At 71.5% G+C, this 24,559-nt stretch carries 22 protein-coding genes; 9 read left to right on the top strand and 13 right to left on the bottom strand.

Going from position 1 to position 24,559, the window contains the following annotated elements; translation table 11 throughout:
* Nucleotides 1-5 precede the first annotated feature (5 nt).
* Nucleotides 6-1,859 (bottom strand): methylmalonyl-CoA mutase small subunit, encoded by a 1,854-nt coding sequence (gene mutA, locus ACJ512_RS12095; RefSeq protein ID WP_407685861.1) that lies wholly within the window; start codon nt 1,857-1,859, stop codon nt 6-8.
* 166 nt (nt 1,860-2,025) lie between these two features.
* On the opposite strand from mutA, the gene ACJ512_RS12090 reads away from it, so the two are divergent.
* On the top strand, nt 2,026-2,760 hold the full coding sequence (locus tag ACJ512_RS12090; RefSeq protein WP_407685860.1) for a TVP38/TMEM64 family protein: 735 nt from the start codon (nt 2,026-2,028) through the stop codon (nt 2,758-2,760).
* A 46-nt stretch (nt 2,761-2,806) separates the two neighbouring features.
* Nucleotides 2,807-3,784 (top strand): S1 family peptidase, encoded by a 978-nt coding sequence (locus tag ACJ512_RS12085; protein WP_407685859.1) that lies wholly within the window; start codon nt 2,807-2,809, stop codon nt 3,782-3,784.
* Here the strand turns inward: ACJ512_RS12085 and ACJ512_RS12080 are convergent.
* Both ACJ512_RS12080 and ACJ512_RS12075 read right to left on the bottom strand, forming a co-directional pair.
* A complete protein-coding gene (locus ACJ512_RS12080) occupies nt 3,765-5,264 on the bottom strand; it encodes an ATP-binding protein (protein WP_461480064.1) in 1,500 nt (499 codons plus the stop codon). The genes ACJ512_RS12085 and ACJ512_RS12080 overlap by 20 nt on opposite strands.
* Entirely contained in the window at nt 5,261-5,971 is a 711-nt protein-coding gene (locus tag ACJ512_RS12075; RefSeq protein WP_407689775.1) for a response regulator transcription factor, read from the bottom strand. The genes ACJ512_RS12080 and ACJ512_RS12075 overlap by 4 nt, the downstream gene beginning before the upstream one ends.
* Nucleotides 5,972-6,055: 84 nt before the next feature.
* Between ACJ512_RS12075 and ACJ512_RS12070 the strand changes: the two genes are divergently transcribed.
* The 3 genes from ACJ512_RS12070 to ACJ512_RS12060 are packed head-to-tail and all read left to right on the top strand — an operon-like array spanning nt 6,056 to nt 7,141.
* A complete protein-coding gene (locus ACJ512_RS12070; protein ID WP_407689774.1) occupies nt 6,056-6,289 on the top strand; it encodes a FitA-like ribbon-helix-helix domain-containing protein in 234 nt (77 codons plus the stop codon).
* Nucleotides 6,286-6,693 (top strand): type II toxin-antitoxin system VapC family toxin, encoded by a 408-nt coding sequence (locus tag ACJ512_RS12065; protein ID WP_407689773.1) that lies wholly within the window; start codon nt 6,286-6,288, stop codon nt 6,691-6,693. The genes ACJ512_RS12070 and ACJ512_RS12065 overlap by 4 nt, the downstream gene beginning before the upstream one ends.
* Before the next feature lie 49 nt (nt 6,694-6,742).
* Complete coding sequence (locus ACJ512_RS12060; RefSeq protein ID WP_461480063.1) at nt 6,743-7,141, top strand: hypothetical protein; 399 nt, start codon at nt 6,743-6,745, stop codon at nt 7,139-7,141.
* Nucleotides 7,142-7,160: 19 nt separating this feature from the next.
* Here ACJ512_RS12060 and ACJ512_RS12055 read toward each other — a convergent pair whose 3' ends face one another.
* On the bottom strand, nt 7,161-8,501 hold the full coding sequence (locus ACJ512_RS12055) for an MFS transporter (protein WP_461480120.1): 1,341 nt from the start codon (nt 8,499-8,501) through the stop codon (nt 7,161-7,163).
* Between the two features lie 80 nt (nt 8,502-8,581).
* On the bottom strand, nt 8,582-9,997 hold the full coding sequence (locus ACJ512_RS12050; RefSeq protein WP_407689703.1) for an MFS transporter: 1,416 nt from the start codon (nt 9,995-9,997) through the stop codon (nt 8,582-8,584).
* Between the two features lie 125 nt (nt 9,998-10,122).
* On the opposite strand from ACJ512_RS12050, the gene ACJ512_RS12045 reads away from it, so the two are divergent.
* Nucleotides 10,123-10,599, top strand: a complete 477-nt coding sequence (locus ACJ512_RS12045; protein ID WP_407689700.1) for a nitroreductase family deazaflavin-dependent oxidoreductase — start codon at nt 10,123-10,125, stop codon at nt 10,597-10,599.
* On the opposite strand, the gene ACJ512_RS12040 is transcribed toward ACJ512_RS12045, so the two are convergent.
* Nucleotides 10,596-10,952, bottom strand: a complete 357-nt coding sequence (locus ACJ512_RS12040) for a DoxX family protein (RefSeq protein WP_407689701.1) — start codon at nt 10,950-10,952, stop codon at nt 10,596-10,598. The two genes, ACJ512_RS12045 and ACJ512_RS12040, sit on opposite strands and share 4 nt — an antisense overlap.
* Before the next feature lie 139 nt (nt 10,953-11,091).
* Nucleotides 11,092-13,152 carry a PE family protein gene (locus ACJ512_RS12035; RefSeq protein WP_461480062.1) on the bottom strand — a complete coding sequence of 687 codons (2,061 nt, stop codon included), beginning with the start codon at nt 13,150-13,152 and terminating at the stop codon, nt 11,092-11,094.
* Between the two features lie 1,237 nt (nt 13,153-14,389).
* On the opposite strand from ACJ512_RS12035, the gene ACJ512_RS12030 reads away from it, so the two are divergent.
* Nucleotides 14,390-16,849: a PE family protein gene (locus tag ACJ512_RS12030; RefSeq protein WP_461480061.1), complete on the top strand. Its 2,460-nt coding sequence runs from the start codon at nt 14,390-14,392 to the stop codon at nt 16,847-16,849.
* Nucleotides 16,850-16,874: 25 nt separating this feature from the next.
* On the opposite strand, the gene ACJ512_RS12025 is transcribed toward ACJ512_RS12030, so the two are convergent.
* Both ACJ512_RS12025 and ACJ512_RS12020 read right to left on the bottom strand, forming a co-directional pair.
* Nucleotides 16,875-18,008, bottom strand: coding sequence for an SPFH domain-containing protein (locus ACJ512_RS12025; protein WP_407686354.1), 1,134 nt, complete (start codon nt 18,006-18,008; stop codon nt 16,875-16,877).
* Nucleotides 18,009-18,045: 37 nt separating this feature from the next.
* Nucleotides 18,046-18,477, bottom strand: coding sequence for an NfeD family protein (locus tag ACJ512_RS12020; protein ID WP_407686353.1), 432 nt, complete (start codon nt 18,475-18,477; stop codon nt 18,046-18,048).
* 57 nt (nt 18,478-18,534) lie between these two features.
* On the opposite strand from ACJ512_RS12020, the gene ACJ512_RS12015 reads away from it, so the two are divergent.
* Nucleotides 18,535-19,455, top strand: coding sequence for a hypothetical protein (locus tag ACJ512_RS12015; protein WP_407686352.1), 921 nt, complete (start codon nt 18,535-18,537; stop codon nt 19,453-19,455).
* A gap of 6 nt (nt 19,456-19,461) precedes the next feature.
* On the opposite strand, the gene ACJ512_RS12010 is transcribed toward ACJ512_RS12015, so the two are convergent.
* The 4 genes from ACJ512_RS12010 to ACJ512_RS11995 are packed head-to-tail and all read right to left on the bottom strand — an operon-like array spanning nt 19,462 to nt 22,738.
* The gene (locus ACJ512_RS12010; RefSeq protein WP_407686351.1) at nt 19,462-20,481 is read right to left on the bottom strand and encodes a ferrochelatase; all 1,020 of its coding nucleotides are present in this window, start codon (nt 20,479-20,481) and stop codon (nt 19,462-19,464) included.
* Nucleotides 20,482-20,487: 6 nt separating this feature from the next.
* Nucleotides 20,488-21,297 (bottom strand): NADH-dependent enoyl-ACP reductase InhA, encoded by an 810-nt coding sequence (gene inhA, locus ACJ512_RS12005; protein ID WP_407686362.1) that lies wholly within the window; start codon nt 21,295-21,297, stop codon nt 20,488-20,490.
* Between the two features lie 51 nt (nt 21,298-21,348).
* On the bottom strand, nt 21,349-22,116 hold the full coding sequence (fabG1, locus tag ACJ512_RS12000; RefSeq protein ID WP_407686350.1) for a 3-oxoacyl-ACP reductase FabG1: 768 nt from the start codon (nt 22,114-22,116) through the stop codon (nt 21,349-21,351).
* 52 nt (nt 22,117-22,168) lie between these two features.
* On the bottom strand, nt 22,169-22,738 hold the full coding sequence (locus ACJ512_RS11995; protein WP_407686349.1) for a TetR/AcrR family transcriptional regulator: 570 nt from the start codon (nt 22,736-22,738) through the stop codon (nt 22,169-22,171).
* 171 nt (nt 22,739-22,909) lie between these two features.
* Between ACJ512_RS11995 and qcrB the strand changes: the two genes are divergently transcribed.
* Nucleotides 22,910-24,547 (top strand): cytochrome bc1 complex cytochrome b subunit, encoded by a 1,638-nt coding sequence (gene qcrB, locus ACJ512_RS11990; protein WP_407686348.1) that lies wholly within the window; start codon nt 22,910-22,912, stop codon nt 24,545-24,547.
* Nucleotides 24,548-24,559 lie beyond the last annotated feature (12 nt).

The following is a 24,559-nucleotide window of genomic DNA, read 5'->3' as shown; positions in this document are numbered from 1 at the left end:
CGCGGCTACGCCCCCAATCGGGTGAGCAGATTCGACAGGGCCTCGACCGCATCGATTTTCGCGGTCAGGTACTCATCGGGCCGGGGCTCGGCATCGCCCATGGCCTGCTCCGGCCCGGCCAGGTACACCCGCGACACGCCGGCGCTGCGGGCCGCCGCCACGACGCCCGCGGCCTCGTCCCCGTAGCGCTTGTCGGTGCCGCAGATGACCGCCGCCTCCGGTGAGCCGGCGTCGGACACGGCCCGCGCGACACCGGCGGCGTCGAGCGGCCCGGGGTTGACCGCCTCGATCCCGCCGGAGGCCAGCAGGTTGGCGGCGAACGTCGCCCGGATGTTGTGCTCGGCCAGCGGGCCCAGCGGCAACAGCAGCGCCTGGGGACGCGCGCCGGTGCGGGCCAGGAAGGCATCCGAGCGGTCCCGCAGCGCCTCGAACGCGGCGGCGTAGCGCGCCACCGCCGGCGTCGAATCCTGTTGTGGCAGAGCTGCTTCGGCCAGGTTCGGGAACTCGTTGACGCCGGTGATCGCGGTGCGGCGGTGCGCGATGTCGTCGGCGCGGCGCGCGGCCACCGCGGCGATCTGCCCGGCGAGGTAGCCGCGGGCGTCGGCGAACCCGCCGCGTGACTCGATCTCCTGGAAGTGCCCCCAGGCGTCGCGGGCCAGCTCGTCGGTGAGTTCTTCGACGAACCACGAGCCGCCGGCGGGATCCAGCACCCGTCCGACGTGGGACTCCTCCAGCAGCAGCAGCTGGGTGTTGCGCGCGATGCGGCGCGCAAAGCCGGCCGACACGCCCGGGAAGCCGGCCGGGATCGCCACGTCGAACGGGTGCACCAGCACGGTGTCGGCGCCGCCGACACCGGCGGCGAACGCGGCCACCGTGGCGCGCAGCATGTTCACCCACGGGTCGCGCTGGGTCATCATCGGCAGCGAGGTCTCGGCGTGCAGCACCGCCGCGCCGCCGTCGGCGTCACCGGCGACCTCGGCGACCCGCGCCCACAGCCGGCGAGCGGCCCGCAGCTTGGCGATCGTCATGAACTGGTCGTCGTCGGCGGCCATCCGGAAGCTGATCTGGCGCAGCGCGTCGCCGACCGGGATCCCCGATTCGACGAGCATCCTCAGGTAGGCCACCGCGGCCGCCACGCTGCCGGCCAGCTCCCACGCCGCGCTGGCGCCCAGGTTGTGAAAGGCCGGCCCGTCGACGGTGATCGCCCGCACGCCGCGGCGCCCGGCCACCCGGCCCGCGACCGCCATCACGTCCTGCACCGGGCACGACGGCCGGCCACCCAGCGCCGCGCTCAACGGGTCGGCGCCCAGGTCCACCGCCGGCGTCGCGCCGACGTCCAGCCGGTCGACCAGCTCCAGCACCGCGTCGCAGGCCGCCGCATAGTCGGCGCCCGCGTCCAGGATCAGCGGCGCCAGGTCCAGGTGCACGCCGGCGAGCAGGCCGCCGAGCTGCCCGGGTGCCACGCCGGACTCCCCCACCCGGACCAGCAGCGCGCTGACCCCGTCGTTCAGCGCGGCCAGCGCCGCCGCGTTGTCGTCGTCGGCGCCGGGTCTGGGGAACGCCTCGGCGACCTTCCAGCCGGCGTTGACGTCGCGCGCCGCGTCGCCGCCGCGCACGTAGGGCCACTCGCCCGGCAGTGGCGGCTCGGGCAGCTCGTCGAGGGCGGTGTAGAGCGCCCGGACGGCAAACCCGTCATAGGTCGGGGTGTCCAGCGAGCGCTCGGGTTGCTCACCCAGCTCCGCGGGGTCACGCCGGGTGCTCTTGGCCAGCACGCCCGCGACCGCGGTGCGCCAGCGCGCCAGCGCTTCCTGACCGGCTGCTGGTTCGGCAGGTACCTCCGTTGGTACATCCACGGACACCGACTGCTCCTGTAATCGCAGGAATTGGCAATCTTCCCCATCCCGGGTCGCCACTTGCTAACCAGGCTAATTGATCGCCTGCGGCCCTCCGGCGGGGAGGTCGCGATCGCGAAACGCCAGACTCGGGCAACGCGATATTCACCCGCGGCCCGTAGCCTTTGAAGGCGTGACGGCCCCCGCCACCGGCAAATCCACCGGCACCCTGCGCAGCGTCGGCTGCGCGCTGGGCGCGACCGCGCGTCAGCTGTCCCGGCCGCGCGCCGTCGCGACTGCGCTCGTGATCGGCGTCGTGGTGGCGGTGGCGCTGCTGGTGCCGCTGCCGACCGCGGTGCAGGTGCGCGACTGGGCGCAAACCGTCGGACCGTGGTTCCCGCTGGCGTTTCTGACCACGCACGTCGTCGCCACCGTGGTGCCGATTCCGCGCACGGCGTTCACGCTGGCCGCCGGGCTGCTGTTCGGCCCGCTGCTGGGCGTGCTGATCGCGGTGTCGGCCAGCGCCGCCAGCGCGGTGATCGCCCTGCTGCTGGTGCGCGCGGCGGGATGGCAACTGGGCCGCCTGGTTCGCCACGGCGCGGTCGACAGGGTGGACACGCGCCTGCGGGAGCGGGGCTGGCCGGCGGTGTTGTCGCTGCGGCTGATTCCCGTCGTACCGTTCTCCGCGCTGAACTACGCCGCCGGCGCGTCGGCCGTGCGGGTGCTGCCGTTCGCGGTGGCCACCGTCGCCGGGCTGCTGCCCGGCACCGTCGCCGTGGTGGTCCTCGGCGACGCGCTGGCCGGCCACCCCGACCCGCTGCTGTATCTGGTGTCGCTGTGCACGAGCGCCCTGGGGCTGCTGGGGCTGGTGTTCGAGGTTCGCCACTACCGGCGTCAGCACCGCCGCGAGCCGGCCGTCGGCCGCTGAGCGAACCGCACTTTTAGCGCCCCCGCATCGGGGGAAATGTCTTGTTGTGGTGGTCCTCTGCGCACTGGAACTCGCGAGTCAGGACGCGGAGCCCACGCGGGCCCGCACCGTCACGCTGCTCATCGCCACCGCGGCATCGGTGCTGATCGCCATCTTGTCCTTCATGGTCCACCGGATCTTTCGGCGCCGCGCCCCGCAACCGGGCGCGGGCCACCTGCGGCGGGCGCTGCTGGGAATGCGTGTCCCGCTGCCGACGGTCGCCGCGCTGTGCTGCGCCGCCGTCTTCCTGGCGGCGATGCGGCTGCCGCTCGACAACGCCGACCCCGTTGCAGCAACAGCCCCGTCCCCCGTCGCGTCACCCATCCCGCTGCCGCCGGCAAGCGCCATCGGCCCAGGCGCCGGCATCTACGTCGACTACGCCGACGGTTCCGGCGGAATGGGTTGCACGGCAGGGTTTCTGGTTCGCACCCGCTCGGGTCGGGCGGCGGTTTTGACCGCCGGTCACTGCAACCGGCCCGGCGAACCGAGCGCGGTGACGATGAACCTGGGCGGGACCCTCCCCTACACGCGGCTGGGAACGTTCAGCCGCACGGTCAGCGAGGGAGATCACGCCGGAGCCCACGACATGGGCCTGATCATGATCGACGGCGACAAGGTTCCGCGGTCCTCGGCCATCGCCGCCTCGCTGCCGGTGTCCGGTGTCACGACGAAACTGCGAATCGGCCAGCGGCTGTGCAAGTTCGGCATGACCACCGACATCACCGAATGCGGACAGGTCCTGGACGTCACCGACAGTACGGTCACGTTCTCGGCGTCGGGCCTGTGCGGCGATTCCGGCGGACCGGTCTACCTCGTGCAAAACGACGGCACCGCCACCGCGGTCGGCATCGAAATCCGCGGTGGCAATCCCGCCAATCCGCACGCGGGATGCTCGGTTCCCGTGGAGTTCTCCATGGCCGAGTTGGTGCAGCCCTGGCTGGACAGGTGGCACCTGACCGCCGTCGTCACCCGGCCGGCCGGCTAGCGCCCGCAACTCCCTCGGCCAGGGGCAATCTCAGCACGAACTGCGCGCCGCCCTCGCGCGGCAGGCACACCAGCTCGCCGCCGTGCGCGCGGGCCAGGGCACGGGCGATCGGCAGGCCCAGTCCGGCGCCGCCGTGGTCGTAGGCACGGCCGGCATCCAGGCGCACCAGCCGCTCGAAGATGCGTTCGCGCTCGGCGTCGGGAACACCGGGTCCGGTGTCGGTGACGGTCACCTGGGCGGCGCCGTCGCTGACGGCGACGTCGATGTGGATGGCGCCGCCGCCCGGGGTGTGCCGGCGCGCGTTGTCGAGCAGATTGGCCATGACCTGGGCGAGCCGCGTCGAGTCCGCGGTGATGGCGAGCTCGCTCAGGCCCGTCCGGATCACGGTGAGCTGCGGCGCCAGCAGTGTGGTCCGGTCCGCTTCGGCGTCCACGAGGGCCGCCAGGTCGACGTCTCCGACCTGCAGCGGGATCCCGGCGTCGATGCGACTCAGATCCAGCATGTCGGCGACGAGGCGCCCGGCGCGACGGGCGTCCGCCAACAGCAGGCCGGCCCTGCGGTACTGCCCGCGCGCGGCGGGGTCCTCCCGGTGCCGGCCGGCGCTGCCGGCGATCTGTTCGGCCGCCGCCTGCATGCCGGCGATCGGGGTGCGCAGCTCGTGGGCGGCGTCGGCGAGGAATTGCCGGGTCGCCGCCTCGGCGCGCCGGGCCGCGTCGGCGGCCTGCCGGGCCTGCCGCTCGGAGGCCTCCAACGCGTCGAGCATCCGGTCGAAGGCGCCCGCGGCGCGGCCCAACTCGGTGTCGGCGCGGTCCGGATGCAGGCGACGGCCCCGGTCCCCGGTCGTGATGTCGTCGGCCAGCGCGGTGAGCCGGTCCAACGGCCGCAGCGCCGCCCGGCTGACCGCGACCACCAGCAGCGCCGCCAACAGCAGGGTGGCCAGGCCGGCCCCGATCATCAGCCCGCGCAGCTGGCGGGCCACCTGCGTGGTCTGCGTGGTGTCGGCGACCAGGACGAGCCGGGAGCCGCCGGGCAGCGGGTGCACCACGACGGTCGCGGTCGCGTCCGGCGGCGGATGGCCGCGCGGTGGTGGCGGTGGCGGCGGGGGCGGCCAGGGGGGCATGCCGGGCGGGGGCGGGCCGGGCGGCCGCGGAGGGGGCGGCCCGGGCGGCGGCACGAAGGCGCCGGCGCGGGCGTCGGGGCTGATGCCCCGATCGCCGTAGGTGGCGCCGTCGGCGGTGACCAGCAACGCCCGCACACCACCCCCGTTGAGTTCGGCGGCCAGCAGGTCCGGCGGCGTCCGGGCGGCGGCCAACGCGTCGGCGCGGGACGTCGCCGCCAGCAACCGGTCGTGCAGGTTCCGGCGGGCCAGAACGCCCAGGCTCACGTCGATGGTGACCCCGAGCAGGACCAGCAGGCCGGCCAGCAACGCCAGCAGCACCACCGTCACGCGGCGCTGCAGCGACGGCGTCGGGGTCGTCACGGCCGCTGCGGCTGCAGGCGGTAGCCGAGACCGCGGACGGTGTGCAGGATGCGCGGCCCGTGGGCCTCGAGTTTGCGCCGCAGGCCGCTGACGTGGACCTGTACCAGGTTGGGGTCGTAGGCGTCGTAGCCCCACACGGCGTTGAGGATCTGCCCGGCGTTGACGATGCCGCCGCGCTGCTCGACGAGGAAGGTCAGCAGCCGCAGCTCGGTGCCCGTCAGCTCCAGCCGGTGCCCGCCGCGCGCGGCCAAGCCGGCCTCGACGTCCAGCACCAGGTCGCCCACCTGGACGACGCGCGGCAACCGTCCGCGCCGGCGCAGCACCGCGCCGACCCGCGACACCAGTTCGGCGAGCTCGAAGGGTTTGACGACGTAGTCGTCGGCACCGCCGTCCAGGCCGCGCAACCGGTCCTGCAGGGCGTCGCGGGCCGTGATCAGCACGATCCCGATGTCTCCCCACTCGCGGATCACGTCGATGAGCGCGAACCCGTCGCGCCCCGGCAGCATCACGTCGAGCACCACCAGGTCGGGCCGCAGCCCGTCGAGGGCGTCCTCCAATTCGTCGCCGTCGCGGCGGGCGTCGGTGTGGTAGCCGACCTCGGTGAGCGCCTCGCTGACCATCTCGCGGATCGTCCGGGAGTCTTCGACCACCAGCACCCGCGGGGTGCCCGCGGTGAACCGATCGCCCGTCCCCAGCAAATCGGCCATGCCCTATTTGTAGTGGCCGTTTCTGGGATTGGGCTGAAGATCGGACCGCGTCTGTTCTGCTGCTTGCGCTGCTAATCTGCATGCATGGTGGCCATCACGATCCGCGGGATCCCCGACGACGTCCGCGGCGAATTGGGCGCGCGTGCCGCCCGGTCGGGCCAGTCGCTGCAGGAATACCTGCGCGGCCTGCTCGTCGCGACGGCGGCCAGGCCGTCGGCACGCGATGTCGTCGCCCGGGCCCGCGCGCGGGTGAACGCGACCGGCGTGCGCCTCGACGCGGACGCCATCCTCGCCGCCAAAGAATCCGATCGCCGGTGAGCGAGCGCGTCGTCTGCGGCGCGTCGGCCGTGGTCGCCGTCCTGCTGGATTCCGGCAGCGACGGCCGGTGGGCGACGGCGCAGCTGGCAGACGCCGACCTGGTGGCGCCCGCGGTGTTTCCGTTCGAATGCGGCAACGTCATCAGGCGGGCCGAACTCGCCGCGGCGATCGGCGCCGAGCAGGCCGCGCAGGCCCACGCCGACCTGCTCGACCTACCGGTGGACCTGTGGCCGTACGAGTTGCTGGCGACCCGGGTGTGGGAGCTGCGAGCGAATCTGTCCTGGTACGACACCACCTACGTCGCGCTCGCCGAACTTTTGGCCGCCCCGCTGGTGACGCTGGACCGGCGGATCGCGCAGGCACCGGGCATCGCCTGCGCGGTGTCGGTTCCCGACGACAGCTGACGCAACTTCTTCAGACCCACTTCAGGTCCGCCGCCTAACGTCCGGGCACATGAGCACCGAAGACAACGACAACAACCCCGCAGCCACCCCGGCACCCATTCCTGCACCCGCCGCCGCCCCACCGCGCGAGCCACGCCGCCACTCCACGCCCGTGGTGATCGGCGCCGCCGTGGCGGGCGCGCTGGTCGGCGCGGTCGGCACCGTCGCGGCGATCGCCTTCGCCTGGATCATCAGCGCCGGGCCACCCGGACCGCCGCCCCCGCCGCCGCTGCTGGCCCCGCACCTGCATCCCGGCCCCCCGCCGCCGCCGATGCCGGGACTCACCCCCGACGGCTTCGGCTTCGGTCCGCCCGGACCGGCCAGGCCGCCGCGGGGCTTCCGGCCACCACCACCGCCGCCGCCCGGCGGGCCGCCGGCCCCGGCCCAGCCGCCGGCCCCGCACAGCTGAGGACGCCCGAGCCCGCGCCTCAGCGCGGGGCCGGGCGCGAGTCGCGCCTTTCCCCGGCCAGCCGGCGCGCCTCCTCGCGGTCGTCGGCGGAGGGCCCGGCGCCCGGCATCCGCCTGCCGGCCACCTCGGGTGTGAAGAACAACGTGACCGCGCCGACGGCACCGGCGAAGATCAGCATGAAAGCCGGCGCCAGCGAGCTGCCGGTCGCCGAGACCAGCGACTCCGCGACCAGCGGGGTGGGCCCCCCGAAACCGGACACGGCGACGTTGAAGCCGATGGACGTCGCGCCGTAACGCACCTTGGTCGGGAACAACGACGGCAGCGTCCTGGGCTCGATGCTGGTGAAGCACAGGTACGGCAGCCCGACGAGCAGGACGCCCAGGAACTTGACCAGGTAGCCACCGCCGGACCGCATCAACAGGAACGCCGGTACCGCAACGACGATCAGGACTCCGCACCCGGTCCACATCAGAGGTTTGACGCCGATCCGATCGGAGAGCCACGCGACGAAAACCACGGCGCACAGCAGGATGACCAGCACCACCAGCACGATCGCCAGAGCGGGGTTGTCCGGTACGTGCACCGTCGACTTCAGGAAGGTCGGCAGGTATCCGGTGAGCATGTAGCCGGTCAGCCCGATCGTCAACTCGAGGCAGACGCACAGCAGCAGCGATTGCCACCGCTTCAGCACCGTCTCTTTGAACTGCTCGGCGCCGGACGGCTGGTCGTCCGTCTTCGACTCCTGGTAACCGGCCGATTCGTCGATACGCTGCCGCATCAGGAGTGCGGCCACCCCCAGCGGCGCGCCGACGAGAAACGGGATCCGCCACCCCCAGCTGGTCATGTCCCCCGCCGGCAGCGCGATCTGCAGCCCGGTCACGAACGCCGCGCCCACCACGTACCCGCTCAGCGTCCCCATCGGCAGAAAGCCGGCCATCATGCCGCGCTTGCGGTCGGAAGCCTGTTCGTCGACGTAGGTCATGGCGCCCGCGAACTCCCCGCCGGTGGACAGGCCCTGACAGACGCGGATGGCCATGAGCAGGATCGGCGCCCAGACGCCGATGGCGTCGTAACCGGGCAGCAGTCCGGTCGCGGTCGTGCTCGCCGCCATCAGGACGATGGTGATCATCAAGACCTTCTTGCGCCCGATCCGGTCGCCCAGCGGGCCGAAGACGACCCCGCCGAACGGCCGCACGATGAAGGCCGCGGTCAGTGTGCCGAAGGTGGCGATGATGCCGCCCGAACCACCGCTTTGGGGAAAGAACAGCTGCGCCAGGATCGTGGCGGTGTAGCTGTAGAGGCTGAAGTCGTACCACTCCATGAAGTTGCCGATGGCGGTGCCCTGGATCGAGCGGCGTATCGCGCCCTTGTCGGTGACCCGGATCTCGTCACGCGACCAGCGGCCACGGCCCTCGGCTGTCGTACCCATCGAGCGGAGGCTTACCCGCCGCGCGTCCGCCTACGCGGAGGAGCCGCCGGCCTTCGCCGCGCGGACCGCAGCGCTGATTGCGGCGCCGGTCGCGAGTCGCGTTCCGCCCCGATCAGTGCGCGCGCCTCCTCCTCGCTTTCGACCGCAGGCCCCGAGCCCGGCAGCCGCCTGCCGGCCACCTCGGGAGTGAAGAACAGCGTCGCGGCGCCGACCAGCCCGGCGAACATCAGGATGTAGGCCGGCATCAGCGCGTCGCCGGTGGAGGAGACCAGCGACTCGGCGATCAGCGGGGTCGGCCCGCCGAAGGCCGAGACCGCGATGTTGTAGGCGACGGACACCGCGCCGTAGCGGACGTTGGTCGGGAACAGGGAGGGCAGCGTCGCCGGTTCGACGCTGTTGAAGCACAGCAGGGTCAGCCCCACGATCAGCACGCCCGCGAACTTCGTCGGGTAGCCACCCGAGCGCATCAACAGGAACGCCGGTATCGACGCCGTCACGAGCAGGGCGCACCCGGTCCACATCAGCGGTTTGACCCCGATGCGATCGGACAGCTTGGCCACGAACACCACGCTCGCCATCAGGATGACGAGCACGATCAGCAGCATCACCAGCGCCGGGTTGTCCGGCAGGCCCACGGTCTTCTTCAGGTAGGTGGGCAGGTACCCGGTCGTCATGTAGCTGACGACGCTGATCGTCAACTCCAGACAGACGCACAGCACCAGCGCCTTCCACTGCCCGAGCACCGTCTTGCGGAACTGTTCGCGACCAGAGGTTGTGCGCTCGTCCTCCCCGATCTCCTCGTAGTCGGGCGACTCTTCGATACGCAGCCGCATCAGCAGCGCCGCCAGGCCCAGCGGCGCGCCGAGAAAGTAAGGGAGGCGCCAGCCCCAGCTGGTCATGTCCGAGGTCGACAGCAGGACCTGCAGCGCCGTCACCAGGCCCGCACCCGCGACGTAGCCGCTCAACGTGCCCATCGGCAGAAACCCGGCCATCATGCCGCGTTTCCGGTCCGGGGCGTGTTCGTCGACGTAGGTCATGGCGCCGACGTACTCCCCGCCGGTGGACAGGCCCTGACAGACGCGGATGACGACGAGCAGGATCGGCGCCCAGACCCCGACGGTGCCGTAGCCGGGCAGCAGGCCGGTCGCGGTCGTGCTCGCCGCCATGAGCACGATGGTGATCATCAAGACCCGCTTGCGCCCGATCCGATCACCCAAGGGGCCGAAGATGAATCCGCCGATCGGGCGCACCCCGAACGCCGCGGTCAACGTGCCGAACGTGGCGATCAGGTTGCCGGTGCTGGAGGTGTTCCCGGGATAGAAGACCTGCGCCAGCGTGGTGGCCGTGTAGCTGTAGAGGCTGAAGTCGTACCACTCCATGAAGTTGCCGATCGCGGTGCCCTGGATCGAGCGATGCGCCGCGTCCATGTCGGCGACCCGGACTTCGTCCCGCGTCCATCTTTTCGTTCTCATCGGGCGGTGACGTACCCGCAACGGACGGTGCCTACGCGGTCGCGTGGATCACGGCCGCGCGAACTGCGAGGATGGGACGAATGTCGGCCCACTCCCTTCGCGGCAGGCTCGGTGGACGTCTGCTCCGGTCGCGCCGGCTGATGCGCGCACCGATCTGGATCTTCAAGGCCCGCGCGGGCGCATTGCTCGGCACCCGGTTCCTGATGCTCGAACACACCGGCCGCACCTCCGGCGCCAAGCGCTACGCCGTGCTCGAAGTGATCGATCACCCCGAAGCCGGCGTCTACGTCGTCGCCTCCGGCTTCGGCCGCAAGGCCCAGTGGTTCCGCAACGTCGAGGCCGACCCGCGGGTGCGGGTCTACGCCGGCAGCCATCCGCCCCGGCGCGCCACCGCCCGCGTCCTGGACCAGCAGCAGGCCGACCGCGCGCTGTCCGACTACCGCAGCCGCCACCCCCGCGCGTGGGCGCAGCTCCGGCCCGTGCTGGAGGCGACGCTCGGCGTTCCGATCACCGAGACGGGCACGCCGCTGCCGCTGGTCGAGTTGCGTCTCGACTAGGTGCGGTCGGGCCCCTTGACCGTCATGACGGCGAAGGTGGCCAAAAACGCCGCGGCCGGCAGGGTGTTGACGATCTTGTCCCGCGCCCGGATGTGCGCCCCGACCGCCAGGACGAAATACACCGTCAGCATCGCCGTGGTCAGCCTGGCCAGCGCCGGGAACCAGCTCACCGAGAACAGGCCGATCGCGGCGGCGGCCTTGACCACCGGCAGCACGGGCCGGACGCTCTCCGGGACGTCGAGGTCGTCGAGGATCTTCTTGATCGGCGGCGCCGGGATCGCGCAGGCAACCGCGTCGCCGGCATGGAACGCGGCAAGCGCCACATAAGTTTTCGGGGAAGTCAGCACGCTCATGTGCAGATCCTATTGCGCGCCGCCGACCGGGACCGAGGAAACCATCCTTCGGCGGTCCGAACTCGTGGGTTCCGTCGACGCCAGGATCGCCGGGGCGGGCCGACGCTGGGGAACGCGACCCGCGACGTGCGCAACCGGGTTATACCGCGCCACCGCCCAGGCCGGGTGTACCACCCGCGCCGCCCGCGCCGCCGGTCGAGTCGATGGGCGTGACGCCCGGATCGCCGGCCCCGCCGCTGCCGCCGGTCGTGCCGGCACCGGCTCCGCCGGTGCCGCCGTTGCCGCCCGTGCCGCCGGTCCCGCCGGTGCCCCCGGTGGTCGTCGAGTCGCCGCCGCTGCCGCCGGCGCCACCGACACCGCCCAGACCGCCTGCCGACGTGCCGTCACCGCCTGTACCGCCGTTGCCGCCGAGCCCGCCGGCGCCGGGAGTGCTGCCGGTGAACCCGGCACCGCCGGCACCGCCGGCACCGCCGTCACCGCCTTCGCTCAAAGCGCTGCTCGATGTCCCGCCCTGACCGCCCGCGCCGCCCTGGCCGCCGGCCACCCCGGAGGCTTCCCCGGCGCCACCTTGACCGCCTTGGCCACCGGCACCGCCGAGACCCACCACGCGCCCGCCCGCGTTACCCCCACCGCCGCCGACACCACCGTCGCCCGCCGTGACGGTGCCACCGCCACCGGCGCCACCCTCACCACCGGCACCGGCGGTGCTGACGGCGAACACTGTGTTGCCGCCGTTCCCGCCGCCACCTCCGGTGCCGCCGTAAGCGCCCGCGCCGCCGACACCGCCGATGCCCCCGGCGCCGCCGAATTGGCCGCCGTTCCCGCCGTTACCGCCGGTGCCGCCGCCCCCACCGGTGTTGCCCACGCTGGCCCCGCCGGCACCACCGGCACCGCCGACCCCACCGACACCTTCGATGCCGTGCGAACCGCTGGCACCGCCGCCACCGTCAAGACCGGCGGCACCGAACAAGCCGTGAGACCCGCCGGCACCACCGGCACCGCCGGCGCCGCCGCCACCACCCGTACCCCCGTTACCACCCAGACCGCCGTTGCCACCGGCACCACCGGCCACGGTTCCACCGCCATCAGCACCCACACCACCGACACCACCATGACCACCGGTGCCACCCACACCCCCGGAGCCACCCAGCCCCCCGACACCACCAAGACCACCGTTACCGACCAACTCCCCACCGGCGCCACCATGACCACCGACACCACCCACACCACCACCGCCCCCGACACCACCGACACCACCGGTCCCGCCGACACCACCAGCACCGGAATTGGACCCGAGCACACCGGGTGTCCCCGCACCACCGGCCACACCCGCGCTACCGGTGACTCCCGCGCCGCCCAAACCGCCGGCACCCCCGGCACCACCATCACCAAAGAACCACGCCGCACCCCCGGCACCACCGGTGCCACCGACGATCCCGGCCACCCCGGTACCACCGGCACCGCCGGTGCCGCCGTTGCCCAGCAGCAGTCCTCCGGTTCCCCCGGCACCACCGGCGCCGCCGCCGGCAGCCCCGGCCCCGCCGGTGCCGCCGGTGCCGAACAGGCCCGCCGAGCCCCCCACGCCGCCGGCGCCGTGGTTGACTCCGGCCACACCGGCGGCCCCGGTACCGCCGTTACCGATCAAAAACCCGCCGTCACCGAGGTTGCCGAACACTCCCGACCCCCCCAACAACGACTGGTTGGGGCCGGTGAAACCGTTGACGCCGTTACCGATCAAGTCCCGGCCGAACAAAAACACCGTCGGGGCATTGATCACCTGATCGACGGCCTGCCCGAACCCACTGGTGATATACACCTGCGCGGCCCCGTTGACGGTGTTGTTCAACGTGCCGACCGCACCCACCAACGCCGCATCCAACGATGCCCCCGGATTGGCCGCCGCAGTGGCCGCGGCGTTGGCGGCCTCCTGGGCCGCATACAACCCACCACCCGAAACCAGCGACTGCACAAACTGATCATGAAACAGACCCGCCCGATCGATCAGCGCCTCGAACTGCTGACCATGCGCCCCGAACAATGCCGCCACCGCCGCCGACACCTCATCCTGAGCCGCGACCATCACCGACGTCGTCGACGGCGAAGCCACCACACTGGCAGCCCGAATCGACGAACCAATACCGGTCAAATCCGCAGACGCCGCAACAAAAGCCTCAGGCGCCGCGATCAAGAAAGAGGACATCCATGGTTCCCATCGTGTTCGGGGCAGTGACACAAATGCACAAGCTCAAGACGACCTAGCCGGTCCGGTCACGGATACTACGCGAACCTAACGAGTTTTCGGAACAGATTTCGACAAACTCGGAAGGAATCGGATTTTCCCGCCCACACATCGACGAAACACCCAGCCCGCCATGGGCACCAACCACCAGCCACCCACACGAAAACCCCCGACACGCCCCGGCTTTCCACCAACCACAGCCCCACCCCATGCACCAATTCCCGCTGCCGATTCTTCGCCGGACCGACAATGGTCTTGTCTGACGATCGGATCGGTGGTAGGCAGTCCGTTGGGATACGTTGGGGCCGTTGACGGGTGCCCAGCGACGAGCCCGAGAGGCCGCGCAAGCCGGTTTCGGCGACGTCGACGAACGCCCGGTAAAGCCCGGATGTGTACTGGCGCTGCGGCACAGGCCTCGGCGTGTATTTGGCGTGGCCGAATCGTAGACGCAGTCGTTTCCCGCCCGCCCGCCGTGGGCAGGCGGGAATGGCCACCACAGCGCAGTCCGTGGTGGGCTCTATTCAGACGTGCGCCGAGCCGTTCTGCGCACACGCCCGGTACTGACCGCGTGCAACCACCGGCCGTCGAGCTGAATCCAACGCCGTTCGGCCGCACGGCATTGCGGGCATTCGTACCTCGTCTTGCATGGGGTGTTCCCGCGCCACGGCACGGCGACCTCCCGCACCAGCCGGAAAAATCACGCTCCGATCCGGCAGCCCGCCGCCGACCGCCGCGCCGAACTTTCCGACCGGGATCATCCGCGCCGCACAGTGGAAACCACACTCGCCCAACTCGATCGGCGATCCCGTCGGGCCGCCGCCCCACAGGAGAATCCCTGCCTCGGCTCAGCCGCCGGACGAAACGTATCGCCAACGTTCGCCCGTACCGACAGGTAGCACCTCAATAACTGCGGCGGTTCGCCGTTCGGGCATTGGTGCGCGGCAGGGGGATGGGATGGGGTGTGGTTGGTGGAAAGCCGGGGCGTGTCGGGGGTTTTCGTGTGGGTGGCTGGTGGTTGGTGCCCATGGCGGGCTGGGTGTTTCGTCGATGTGTGGGCGGGAAAATCCGATTCCTTCCGAGTTTGTCGAAATCTGTTCCGAAAACTCGTTAGGTTCGCGTAGTATCCGTGACCGGACCGGCTAGGTCGTCTTGAGCTTGTGCATTTGTGTCACTGCCCCGAACACGATGGGAACCATGGATGTCCTCTTTCTTGATCGCGGCGCCTGAGGCTTTTGTTGCGGCGTCTGCGGATTTGACCGGTATTGGTTCGTCGATTCGGGCTGCCAGTGTGGTGGCTTCGCCGTCGACGACGTCGGTGATGGTCGCGGCTCAGGATGAGGTGTCGGCGGCGGTGGCGGCATTGTTCGGGGCGCATGGTCAGCAGTTCGAGGCGCTGATCGATCGGGCGGGTCTGTTTCATGATCAGTTTGTGCAGTCGCTGGTTTCGGGTGGTGGGTTGTATGCGGCCCAGGAGGCCGCCAACGCCGCGGCCACTGCGGCGGCCAATCCGGCGCAGGTGTATATCACCAGTGGGTTCGGGCAGGCCGTCGATCAGGTGATCAATGCCCCGACGGTGTTTTTGTTCGGCCGGGACTTGATCGGTAACGGCGTCAACGGTTTCACCGGCCCCAACCAGTCGTTGTTGGGGGGGTCGGGAGTGTTCGGCAACCTCGGTGACGGCGGGTTTTTGATCGGTAACGGCGGTACCGGGGCCGCCGGTGTGGCCGGAGTCAACCACGGCGCCGGCGGCGTGGGGGGCTCGGCGGGCCTGTTCGGCACCGGCGGCACCGGCGGGGCCGGGGCTGCCGGCGGCGGCGCCGGTGGTGCCGGGGGAACCGGAGGACTGCTGCTGGGCAACGGCGGCGCCGGCGGAGCCGGCGGCGCCGCAGCCAGCCCGGGAACCGCAGCCGGTGCCGGCGGCGCCGGTGGTGCGGCCTGGCTGTTCGGACACGGCGGCGCCGGCGGGGCCGGCGGCAACGCCTCCTACGGCTTGGGCGGCGCCGGCGGTGCCGGTGGCCACGGTGGCCTGTTCGGCGCCGGCGGCACCGGCGGCGCCGGAGGCTCGGGACTGGGCACCGGCGGCGCGGGCGGAAACGGCGGCAATGCCGGCATCCTGTCGGTGACCAGCGGGGCCGCCGGCGGCGCCGGCGGCTCCGGGGACCTCTACGGCGGCGCCGGCGGCGCCGGCGGCAACGCCGGACTGATCGGCACCGGCGGCATCGGCGGCTACGGCGGCACCGCCACCACCGCCAACGGCATCGGCGGCGCTGGCGGCGCCGGCGGCGCCGGCGGCGCGGTGTTCGGCGACGGCGGCAACGGAGGACACGGCGGCTTTGCCTCCGGCACACTGGGCGGCGTCGGCGGGGCCGGCGGCAACGCCGGACTGTTCGGCAGCGGCGGCACGGGCGGCATCGGCGGCACCGGATACCTCGGCGACGGTGCCACCGGCGGCGCCGGCGGCCAAGCCGGCCTGCTGGCCGGAATCGGCGGATCCGGCGGCCAAGGCGGCCAAGGCGGGCTGGGCCGCGGCGGCAACGGCGGCGCCGGCGGCCAGGGAATCCTCATCGGTGACGGCGGACACGGCGGCGTCGGCGGCACCGGCGTCGGCGGCGACGGCGGCACCGGCGGCACCGGCGGCAACGCCGGACTGATCGGCATCGGCGGCGGCGGGGGCACCGGCGGCACCGGCACGGGCTCCAACGGCACCGTACTGGGCGTCGGAGTGGTCGGTGGCGACGGCGGCGCCGGCGGCGCCGGCGGCGCACTACTCGGTGTCGGTGGCGCCGGCGGCAACGGCGGCTTCAGCGGACCGTTCACCGGCGGCGGAGTCGGCGGCAACGGCGGCACCGGCGGCGCGGCCGGACTGATCGGCGCCGGCGGCGCCGGCGGCGCCGGCGGCTCGGCGGGCTTCGGCTCCGGCGGCGCCGGCGGAACCGGCGGAAGCGGCGGCGAACTACTCGGCCTGGGCGGATCAGGCGGCACCGGCGGCTACGGTGCCTCCGGCATCGGCGGCGACGGCGGCAACGGCGGCGCCGGCAGCACCATCGGGATCGGCAACGGCGGCGCCGGCGGCGCCGGCGGCAACAGCGGCCCCGCCACCGGCGGCCACGGCGGCCACGGCGGCCACGGCGGCCCGATCGGCGGCAACGGCGGCGCCGGCGGCGCCGGCGGCAACAGCGGCACCACCTTCCTGGGCAAAGGCGGCGCCGGCACCAACGGCGCACCCGGCGGCGACGGCGGCAACGCGGGCACCCTGTTCGGCAACGGCGGCAACGGCGGCGCCGGCGGCGCCGGCGCCCAACTCCCCAGCACCACCGGCAACAACGGCGGCCCCGGCGGCGCCGGCGGCAACGCCGGACTGATCGGCACCGGCGGCGACGGCGGCACCGGAGGCACCGGCGGCACCGCAGACAACGCCAACACCGGCACCGGCGGCAGCGGCGGCACCGGAGGCAACGCAAGCCCGCTCGGCACCGGCGGCACCGGCGGCTCCGGCGGCTCCGGCGGCAACGGCACCGTCGGCGGCAACGGCGGCAGCGGCGGCACCGGCGGCTCCGGTGGCGGCACGAGCGGCGAATCCGGATCCACCGGCACCAGCCCCCTCAGCGGCGCCGGCGGCAGCGGCGGCGCCGGCGGCAACGGCGGCGGCCTGCTCTGAGCGCCGACTGACACCCACCTATCGGCTAGTGGCCCAATTCCGGCGGCGGGTGAACCTCCACCGGCTTCTGGGCGATCGCCTCGGCCTTGGCCACCGCCCGCGCGATCGCCGGGTCGGTCTCGGTGGAGAACCAGTCGGCGACCTCGGCGTCATCAGTCTCGCGCTGCGGCGCCTCGTCGACCGGCGACGGCTCGAACCGGAACACCCCGTCCTCGCCCGGCTTGCCCAGCATCCGGGTGAAGCCCTGCAGCGCCGCGTTGAAGTCGCTGGGCACCACCCACACCTTGTTGGCGTCACCGCGCGCCATCTCCGGCAGCGTCTGCAGGTACTGATAGGCCAGCAACTCCGGGGTGGGTCGCGCGGCCTTGATCGCGGCGAACGTCTTCTCGATGGCCTTGGCCTGCCCCTGCGCCTGCAGGTAGGCCGCGGCCCGCTCGCCCTGGGCGCGCAGCATGCGGGACTGCCGGTCGGCCTCGGCGGCCAGGATCGCGGCCTGCTTGGCGCCCTCGGCGGCCAGGATCTGGGCCTGCTTCTGCCCCTCGGCCTCCTTGATCGAGGACTCGCGCATACCTTCGGCGGTCAGGATCATGGCCCGCTTCTCGCGGTCGGCCTTCATCTGCTTCTCCATCGAGGCCTGGATCGACGGCGGTGGGTCGATGCTGCGCAACTCGACCCGCGCCACCCGCAGACCCCACCGGTTGGTGGCCTCGTCGAGCACGCCGCGGAGTTGGGCGTTGATCACCTCGCGCGAGGTCAGCGTCTCCTCCAGCGTCATGCCGCCGACGACGTTGCGCAGCGTGGTCGTGGTGAGCTGCTCGACCCCGACGATGTAGTTGCTTATCTCGTACACGGCCGCCTGCGGACTGGTGACCTGAAAGTAGACCACGGTGTCGATGTTGAGGGTCAGGTTGTCCTCGGTGATCACCGGCTGCGGCGGGAACGACACCACCCGCTCGCGCAGGTCCACCCGCGCGCGCACGCGGTCGATGAACGGCACCAGCAGGGTCAGCTGACCGCTGACCGTGCGGCTGTACCGGCCCAGCCGTTCGATCACCGCCGCCTCGGCCTGCGGGATGAGGGCGACCGATTTGGCCACCACGACGATGGCGAAGATCACCAAAACTACCAGCAACACCACGCCGGCTACCGCTCCTTGCACCGGAGTTCCTTTCTCTCGCAGCGTCTGTCGAAAGCCGTCACGCGGTCCTGAACACCACCGCGGTGGCGCCGTCGATGTGCACGACGGTGACCGACTCCCCCGGTTCGTAAATGTCGCCGTCGTTCAGCGGCCGGGCCGTCCACACCTGGCCGTCGAGCTTGACCTGGCCCGCGTCGCGGGCGACCCGGTCGAGCACCAGCGCATTCTTGCCCTCCAGCGCCTGGATGCCCAGCTGGGGCGCCCGGGGCGTCAGCCTGCGCCGCAGCGCCGGCCGGACCAGCACCAGCAGCAGCACCGAGACGATCAGGAACACCAGCCCGTCGGCCCAGACCGGCCAGGCCGCCAGCCAGGTCACCGCCGACGCGGCCAGCGCGCCGCCGCCGAGCATGAGCAGGAACATGTCGCCGGTGAGGGCCTCCGCGCTGGCCAGCACCAGTGCGAAGATCAGCCAGAGCGCCGCGGCGGGCATGCGGCCAGAATACGCGTGATCGGCCGACGCGGGACAATGCAACTACACTGCGACATCGTGTGGTGTCCCAGTGTTTCGCTGTCCCTGTGGGCCAACGCCTGGCTCGCGGGCAAGGCCGCGCCCGATGACGTCCTGGACGCGTTATCCCTTTGGGCGCCAAAGCAATCCGTCACCGCGTATGATGCGGTCGCCGCGGGCCACACCGGGCTGCCGTGGCCCGACGTCAACGACGCCGGGGCGGTGTCGCTGTTGCAGACCCTGCGCACGGCGGTGGGACGCCCGGCGGGCGGCCCCGGCGATCTGCGCGGCAGCATCAACGTGCTGCTGCCGGTGCCCGGCGACGTGCGGGGGCTGGCCGCCGGAACCCAGTTTCAGCGCGACGCCCTGGCCGCGGGCGAGGCGATCATCGTCGCCGGCCCCGGCGCTCCCGACAGCGCCGTCGGACTGGTGCCCGAGTTCGGCTACGACGGCTTCGAGGACGCCATTGACGACGCGGGCCTGCCCGAATCGTCCACGCTGTCATGGACGGCCTACTCCCTGCCCGGTGCGCCGGTGCCGCATCACCACGAACTCGGCGACGCCGAGTACTCCCTGCGCTCGGCCGTGCGGTCGGCCGCCGACGCGCTGGGCACCCTCGGTCTCGAGTCGGCGTCGTCCGACGTCGACGACCCGCGCGGGCTCGTCGAGCAGCTACTGGAATCCACACAGCAGCACCGGATTCCCGACCATGCACCGTCACGCGCACTGCGCGTGCTCGAGAACGCGGCGCACGTCGACGCGATCATCGCGGTCAGCGCCGGGCTCAGCCGATTATCGGACGCCCCCCGTGGTGGGTTCGCCGGGCCGGAACCGATCGCGGCGCAATCCTCCTCCGAGTCCCGCATCGCCAACGACGCGTTGCGGCCGCTGAGCGCGGTGGTGCGTTCGGCGCGGATGGCCGCCGTCACCGCGATCCTGCACTCGGCGTGGGCGGAGTGAGCGTCGCTACTGTTCCGGCGCCACGCAGTGCGGCGGGCGGCACGGCTCGCCGTTGACGCTGGCCAGGCAGCCGGGCACCGGGTCCCGGCCGGTCACCCGCAGCGGCGTGCGGTCGTCGCGCAGTTCGTCGATCAAACCGGCGGCCAGCCGGGCGAATCGCCTGTCGGCGTTGGGTGTTGCGGCGCGGGCCAACGCGATGCCCGCCGCCTCGGCCTGCAGGCGCAACTCGTGGTCGAGGTCCCACACCACTTCGATGTGGTCGGCGACGAAGCCGATCGGGCACACGACGACGGCGTCGGTGCCGCTCTTCGCCAGCGCCGCCAGGTGGTCGGCGACGTCGGGTTCCAGCCAGGGCACCTGTGGGGGGCCCGAACGCGACTGCCACACCACGTCGTGCTCGGCGTAGCCGGCGGCCGCCGCGACCAGCCTTGCGGCATAACCGACTTGGCGGCTGTAGAGGTTCGGGCCGCAGCGCCGGTCGGCGGCCACCGGCACCGAATGCGCGGTGAACACCAGCCGCGCGGCATCGCGCTGCCCGGGGGGCAGGCCGCCGGCGGCCGCGGCGATCGACTCGGCGAACATCTCGACGAACAGCGGGTGGTCGAAGTAGGGCCGCAGCTTGACCAGCTCGGGCGCGCCCGGCCCGGTCACCCGCCGGGCGCGGGCGATGTCCTCGACGTACTGGGTGCAGCTGGAATACCCACTCCACGCCGACGTGGTGAACACCGCTGCCCGACGAACACCGTTGTCGCGCATCGTCGCAACGGTTTCCTCGATGTAGGGCTCCCAGTTGCGGTTGCCGAAGTACACCGGTAGACCCAGCTCCGCCCGCAGCTCGGCGATCAGCGCGCGGTTGATCCCGTTGATCGGCGACACCCCGCCGAAGTGCAGGTAGTGTTGCGCGACCTCGTCGAGGCGTTCGGGCGGCACGCCACGGCCGCGGGTGACGTTCTCCAGGAACGGCCGCACCTGCTCCGGGCCCTCCGGCCCGCCGAACGACAACACCAGGACGGCATCGAATGACATTGGGGCCTACAGCAATTGGGTGCTGGCGCCGCCGTCGGCGAAGATGATGGTCCCGGTCGTGGCCGGCAGCCAGTCGGAGAGCACCGCACACACGGTCTTGGCGACCGGCGTGGGGTCCTTCATGTTCCAGCCGATGGGCGCGCGCTGGTCCCAGCCCTGCTCGAGCAGCTGCATCTGGGCGCCGGCTTCGTCGCCCAGCGCGCCGCCGACGATCGCGCTCATGGCCAGCGTCCGGATCGGACCGGCGGCAACGAGATTGGAGCGAACACCGTACTTGCCCGCCTCGCGGGCCACGAACCGGTTCACCGACTCCAGTGCGCTCTTGGCCACGGTCATCCAGTTGTAGGCGGGCATCGCACGGCTCGGGTCGAAATCCATGCCGACGATGCTGCCGCCGGGATTCATGATGGGCAACAACGCCTTTGCCAGGGACGCGTACGAGAACGCCGAGATGTGGATGCCCTTGGAGACGTCTTCGTAGGGCGCGTCGAAGAACGGGTTGATGCCCATCCCGGTCTGCGGCATGAAGCCGATCGAGTGCACCACGCCGTCGAGCTTGTTGTCCTGCCCGATCACCTCGCTCACCCGGTCGGCGAGCGTGTTCAGGTGCTGCTCGTTCTGCACGTCGAGCTCGATCAGCGGTGCCTTCTCGGGAAGCCGGTCGGCGATGCGCTGGATCAGCCGCAGCCGGTCGAACCCGGTCAGCACCAACTGCGCCCCCGCCTCCTGGGCCACCTTGGCGATGTGGAACGCGATCGACGAGTCGGTGATGATCCCGCTGACCAGGATTCGTTTGCCTTCGAGCAGTCCTGCCATGTCCATCCTTGTTTCCTTCTGGCTCAGTGGTGGCCCCAGTGGCTCAGTGGCTCAGTGGCCCATGCCCATGCCGCCGTCGACCGGGATGACCGCACCGGAGATGTAACTGGCGTCCTCGGACGCCAGGAAGCTGACCACCCCGGCGACCTCGGCGGCGGTGCCGACCCGCTTCGCCGGGATGAATTGCAGTGCGCCCTCCTGGATGCGCTCGTCGAGCGCGCGGGTCATGTCGGTGTCGATGTAGCCCGGGGCAACCACGTTCGCGGTCACGTTGGCCTTCGACAGCTCCCGGGAGATCGAGCGGGCCATACCGATCACGCCGGCCTTGGAGGCCGCGTAGTTGGCCTGGTTGCCGATGCCCCAGGTGCCGGAGACCGAACCGATGAAGATCATCCGGCCGAACCGCTTTTTCTGCATGCTGCGCGACGCCCGCTGCGCCACCCGGAAAGCCCCGGTGAGATTGGCGTCGATGACCTTCTGGAACTTTTCCACGGTCATCCGGATGAGGAAGGCGTCCGCGGACACGCCGGCGTTGGACACCAACACCTCGACCGGGCCCTGGTGTTCCTCGACGTCCTTGAAGGCGCGGTCGACGGCGGCCTCGTCGGTGACGTCGCACTCGACGCCGAACAGCCCCTCGGGCACCCCGGATCCGCGGTGGGTGACGGCCACCTTGTGCCCGTCGGCGGCCAGCCGCCGCGCGATCGCGAGACCGATCCCCCGGTTGCCGCCGGTGACCAGGACGGAACGGGACACGAACGGGGGCCTGACCGCTTCCGCGGCGTTCTCGGTGGTGGGGTCGGTGGCTGTGTCAGTCACTCCGTCAACCTAGCGCCTTGCCGGGCGGGGACTGCAATCGGCTCGCCGCGGCTCAACGACGGCGCAGGACGATGTCGACGGCCGCCTCGATGACGTCGTCGCCGGGCACCGTGCCGAACATCAGCGACGGGCAGGCGACCACACCGGAGAGCATGGAGACCGCCGCCTCCAGCTCCGGCCCCTCCTCGAAGGCTTGGCCGAGGATGGTGCGGATCGGTCGCTGGCCTTCGGAATTGATCTCGTCCCTGACCCGGTTCATCGCGTCGACCATCGCCCACTCGGCCATCGCGGCGAGAACCCGGTCCAGGCGCAGGTCGAGCACCGCCTGCCGGAACGTCTTGAGCTCCCCGATCAGATCGGCGCGCAGATCGCCGGTGGGATCGTGGTGTTCGAAGTTCCGCAGGGACTCCAACGCCAGTGCGGCGAGGTCGGGGCGCGATGGCCAGTGCTTGTAGAGCGTGGTCTTGGAATAGCCGGCCTTCTCGGCGACGCGAGCGTGCGTGAGCGCCTCGGAGCCCTCCTCGACGAGCACGTCGAAGGCCGTGCGCGCGACGTCCGCCCGGGTTCGGGTGATCCGGGCGTCTTCGCCCGGTGCGCTCGGTGGGCGGCCGCGGTCGGTCATCGGTGCGCTTCCTTTCCCGCGGCGAGCGCTCGAGCGGTTCATGGGTGGTCCGCAAAGAAAACTATCCGATGAACGAGGAGACCAGAATCATACGGACTGGTCACTAGTGGTCACGTAGTTCATTACTGTACGGTTGGTGTATCCAGCACCGTCGTCCTGGGAGTGAACCGCATGGACCGGAAGACCGACGCGGGTGCTCAGCCGGCCCGCAGAGCCGACGAGATCGATACCCGCTACCACCCCGCCGCGGCGCTGCGCCGCCAGCTCAACAAGGTGTTCCCGACGCACTGGTCGTTCCTGCTCGGCGAGATCGCGCTGTACAGCTTCGTCGTGCTGCTGATCACCGGCGTCTACCTGACCCTGTTCTTCGACCCGTCGATGACCGAGGTCACCTACAACGGCGTCTATCAGCCGCTGCGCGGGATCGAGATGTCGAAGGCCTACGCCTCGACCGTCGACATCTCCTTCGAGGTGCGCGGCGGGCTGTTCATGCGCCAGATCCATCACTGGGCCGCGCTGATGTTCGCCGCCGCGATCATGGTGCACCTCGCTCGCGTCTTTTTCACCGGCGCGTTCCGGCGGCCGCGCGAGGCCAACTGGGTGATCGGGTCGCTGCTGCTGATCCTGGCCATGTTCGAGGGCTTCTTCGGCTACTCGCTGCCCGACGACCTGCTCTCGGGCACCGGCCTGCGGGCCGCCCTGTCGTCGATCACCTTGGGAATCCCCGTGATCGGCACCTGGCTGCACTGGGCGTTGTTCGGTGGGGATTTCCCCGGCGACGTCCTGATCCCGCGGCTGTATGCGATCCACATCCTGATCTTCCCGGGCATCATGCTGGCGCTGATCGGGCTGCACCTGGCGTTGGTGTGGTTCCAGAAGCACACCCAGTTCCCCGGGCCGGGCCGCACCGAGCGCAACGTGGTCGGCGTGCGGGTGATGCCGGTGTTCGCGGTGAAGTCCGGCGCGTTCTTCGGGGCCATCGTCGGCGTGCTGGGCCTGATGGGTGGCCTGATGCAGATCAACCCGATCTGGAACCTGGGCCCCTACAAGCCGTCCCACGTCTCGGCCGGCTCGCAGCCCGACTTCTACCTGATGTGGACCGACGGGCTGGTGCGGCTGTGGCCGGCCTGGGAGTTGTACTTCTGGCACCACACCGTTCCGGCCGCCGTGGCCGTCGCGGTGCTGATGGGCGCGATCTTCGCCGTCCTGATCGCCTACCCGTTCCTGGAAAGACGGTTCAGCGGCGATGCCGCCCACCACAACCTGCTGCAGCGTCCCCGCGACGTCCCGGTGCGCACGTCGATCGGGGCCATGGCGATCGCGTTCTACCTCGTGCTGACCTTCTCGTCGTTCAACGACCTCATCGCCTACAAGTTCGACATCTCGCTGAACGCGACGACGTGGATCGGGCGCATCGGCATGGTGGTGCTCCCGCCGATCGTCTACTTCGTCACCTACCGCTGGTGTGTGAGTCTGCAGCGCAGCGACCGCGCGGTGCTCGAGCACGGCATCGAAACCGGCATCATCAAGCGCCTGCCACACGGCGCCTACATCGAAGTGCACCAGCCGCTGGGCCCGGTCGACGAACACGGCCACCCCATCCCGCTGCCCTATCAGGGCGCCCCGGTGCCCAAGCGCGTGAACAAACTCGGCGCGGGCGGCCGACCGGGCGCGGGCAGCCTCCTGTTCGCCGATCCACCCGCCGAAGCGGCGGCCCTGCGCGAGGCGGCCCACGCCGGCGAACGGCGCGCCCTGACGGCGCTGCGCGGGCGCCAGAACGGCGCCAACGGCCACGATCCGGAGTCGTAACGACGCGCCGAG

Source organism: Mycobacterium cajalii (genome assembly GCF_045809005.2).
Lineage (GTDB): Bacteria > Actinomycetota > Actinomycetes > Mycobacteriales > Mycobacteriaceae > Mycobacterium.
This window is presented reverse-complemented; position numbering and strand designations above follow the sequence as displayed.

Coding starts and splice junctions, on each gene's coding strand:
- ACJ512_RS12060 (WP_461480063.1), top strand. CDS start 6,743: ATGAGCACCGAAGACAACGACAACAACCCCGCAGCCACCCCGGCACCC.
- inhA (WP_407686362.1), bottom strand. CDS start 21,297: ATGGCAGGACTGCTCGAAGGCAAACGAATCCTGGTCAGCGGGATCATC.
- ACJ512_RS12045 (WP_407689700.1), top strand. CDS start 10,123: ATGTCGGCCCACTCCCTTCGCGGCAGGCTCGGTGGACGTCTGCTCCGG.
- qcrB (WP_407686348.1), top strand. CDS start 22,910: ATGGACCGGAAGACCGACGCGGGTGCTCAGCCGGCCCGCAGAGCCGAC.
- ACJ512_RS12035 (WP_461480062.1), bottom strand. CDS start 13,152: ATGTCCTCTTTCTTGATCGCGGCGCCTGAGGCTTTTGTTGCGGCGTCT.
- ACJ512_RS12020 (WP_407686353.1), bottom strand. CDS start 18,477: ATGCCCGCCGCGGCGCTCTGGCTGATCTTCGCACTGGTGCTGGCCAGC.
- ACJ512_RS12070 (WP_407689774.1), top strand. CDS start 6,056: ATGGTGGCCATCACGATCCGCGGGATCCCCGACGACGTCCGCGGCGAA.
- ACJ512_RS12010 (WP_407686351.1), bottom strand. CDS start 20,481: ATGTCATTCGATGCCGTCCTGGTGTTGTCGTTCGGCGGGCCGGAGGGC.
- ACJ512_RS12030 (WP_461480061.1), top strand. CDS start 14,390: ATGTCCTCTTTCTTGATCGCGGCGCCTGAGGCTTTTGTTGCGGCGTCT.
- ACJ512_RS12050 (WP_407689703.1), bottom strand. CDS start 9,997: ATGGACGCGGCGCATCGCTCGATCCAGGGCACCGCGATCGGCAACTTC.
- ACJ512_RS11995 (WP_407686349.1), bottom strand. CDS start 22,738: ATGACCGACCGCGGCCGCCCACCGAGCGCACCGGGCGAAGACGCCCGG.
- ACJ512_RS12040 (WP_407689701.1), bottom strand. CDS start 10,952: ATGAGCGTGCTGACTTCCCCGAAAACTTATGTGGCGCTTGCCGCGTTC.
- ACJ512_RS12075 (WP_407689775.1), bottom strand. CDS start 5,971: ATGGCCGATTTGCTGGGGACGGGCGATCGGTTCACCGCGGGCACCCCG.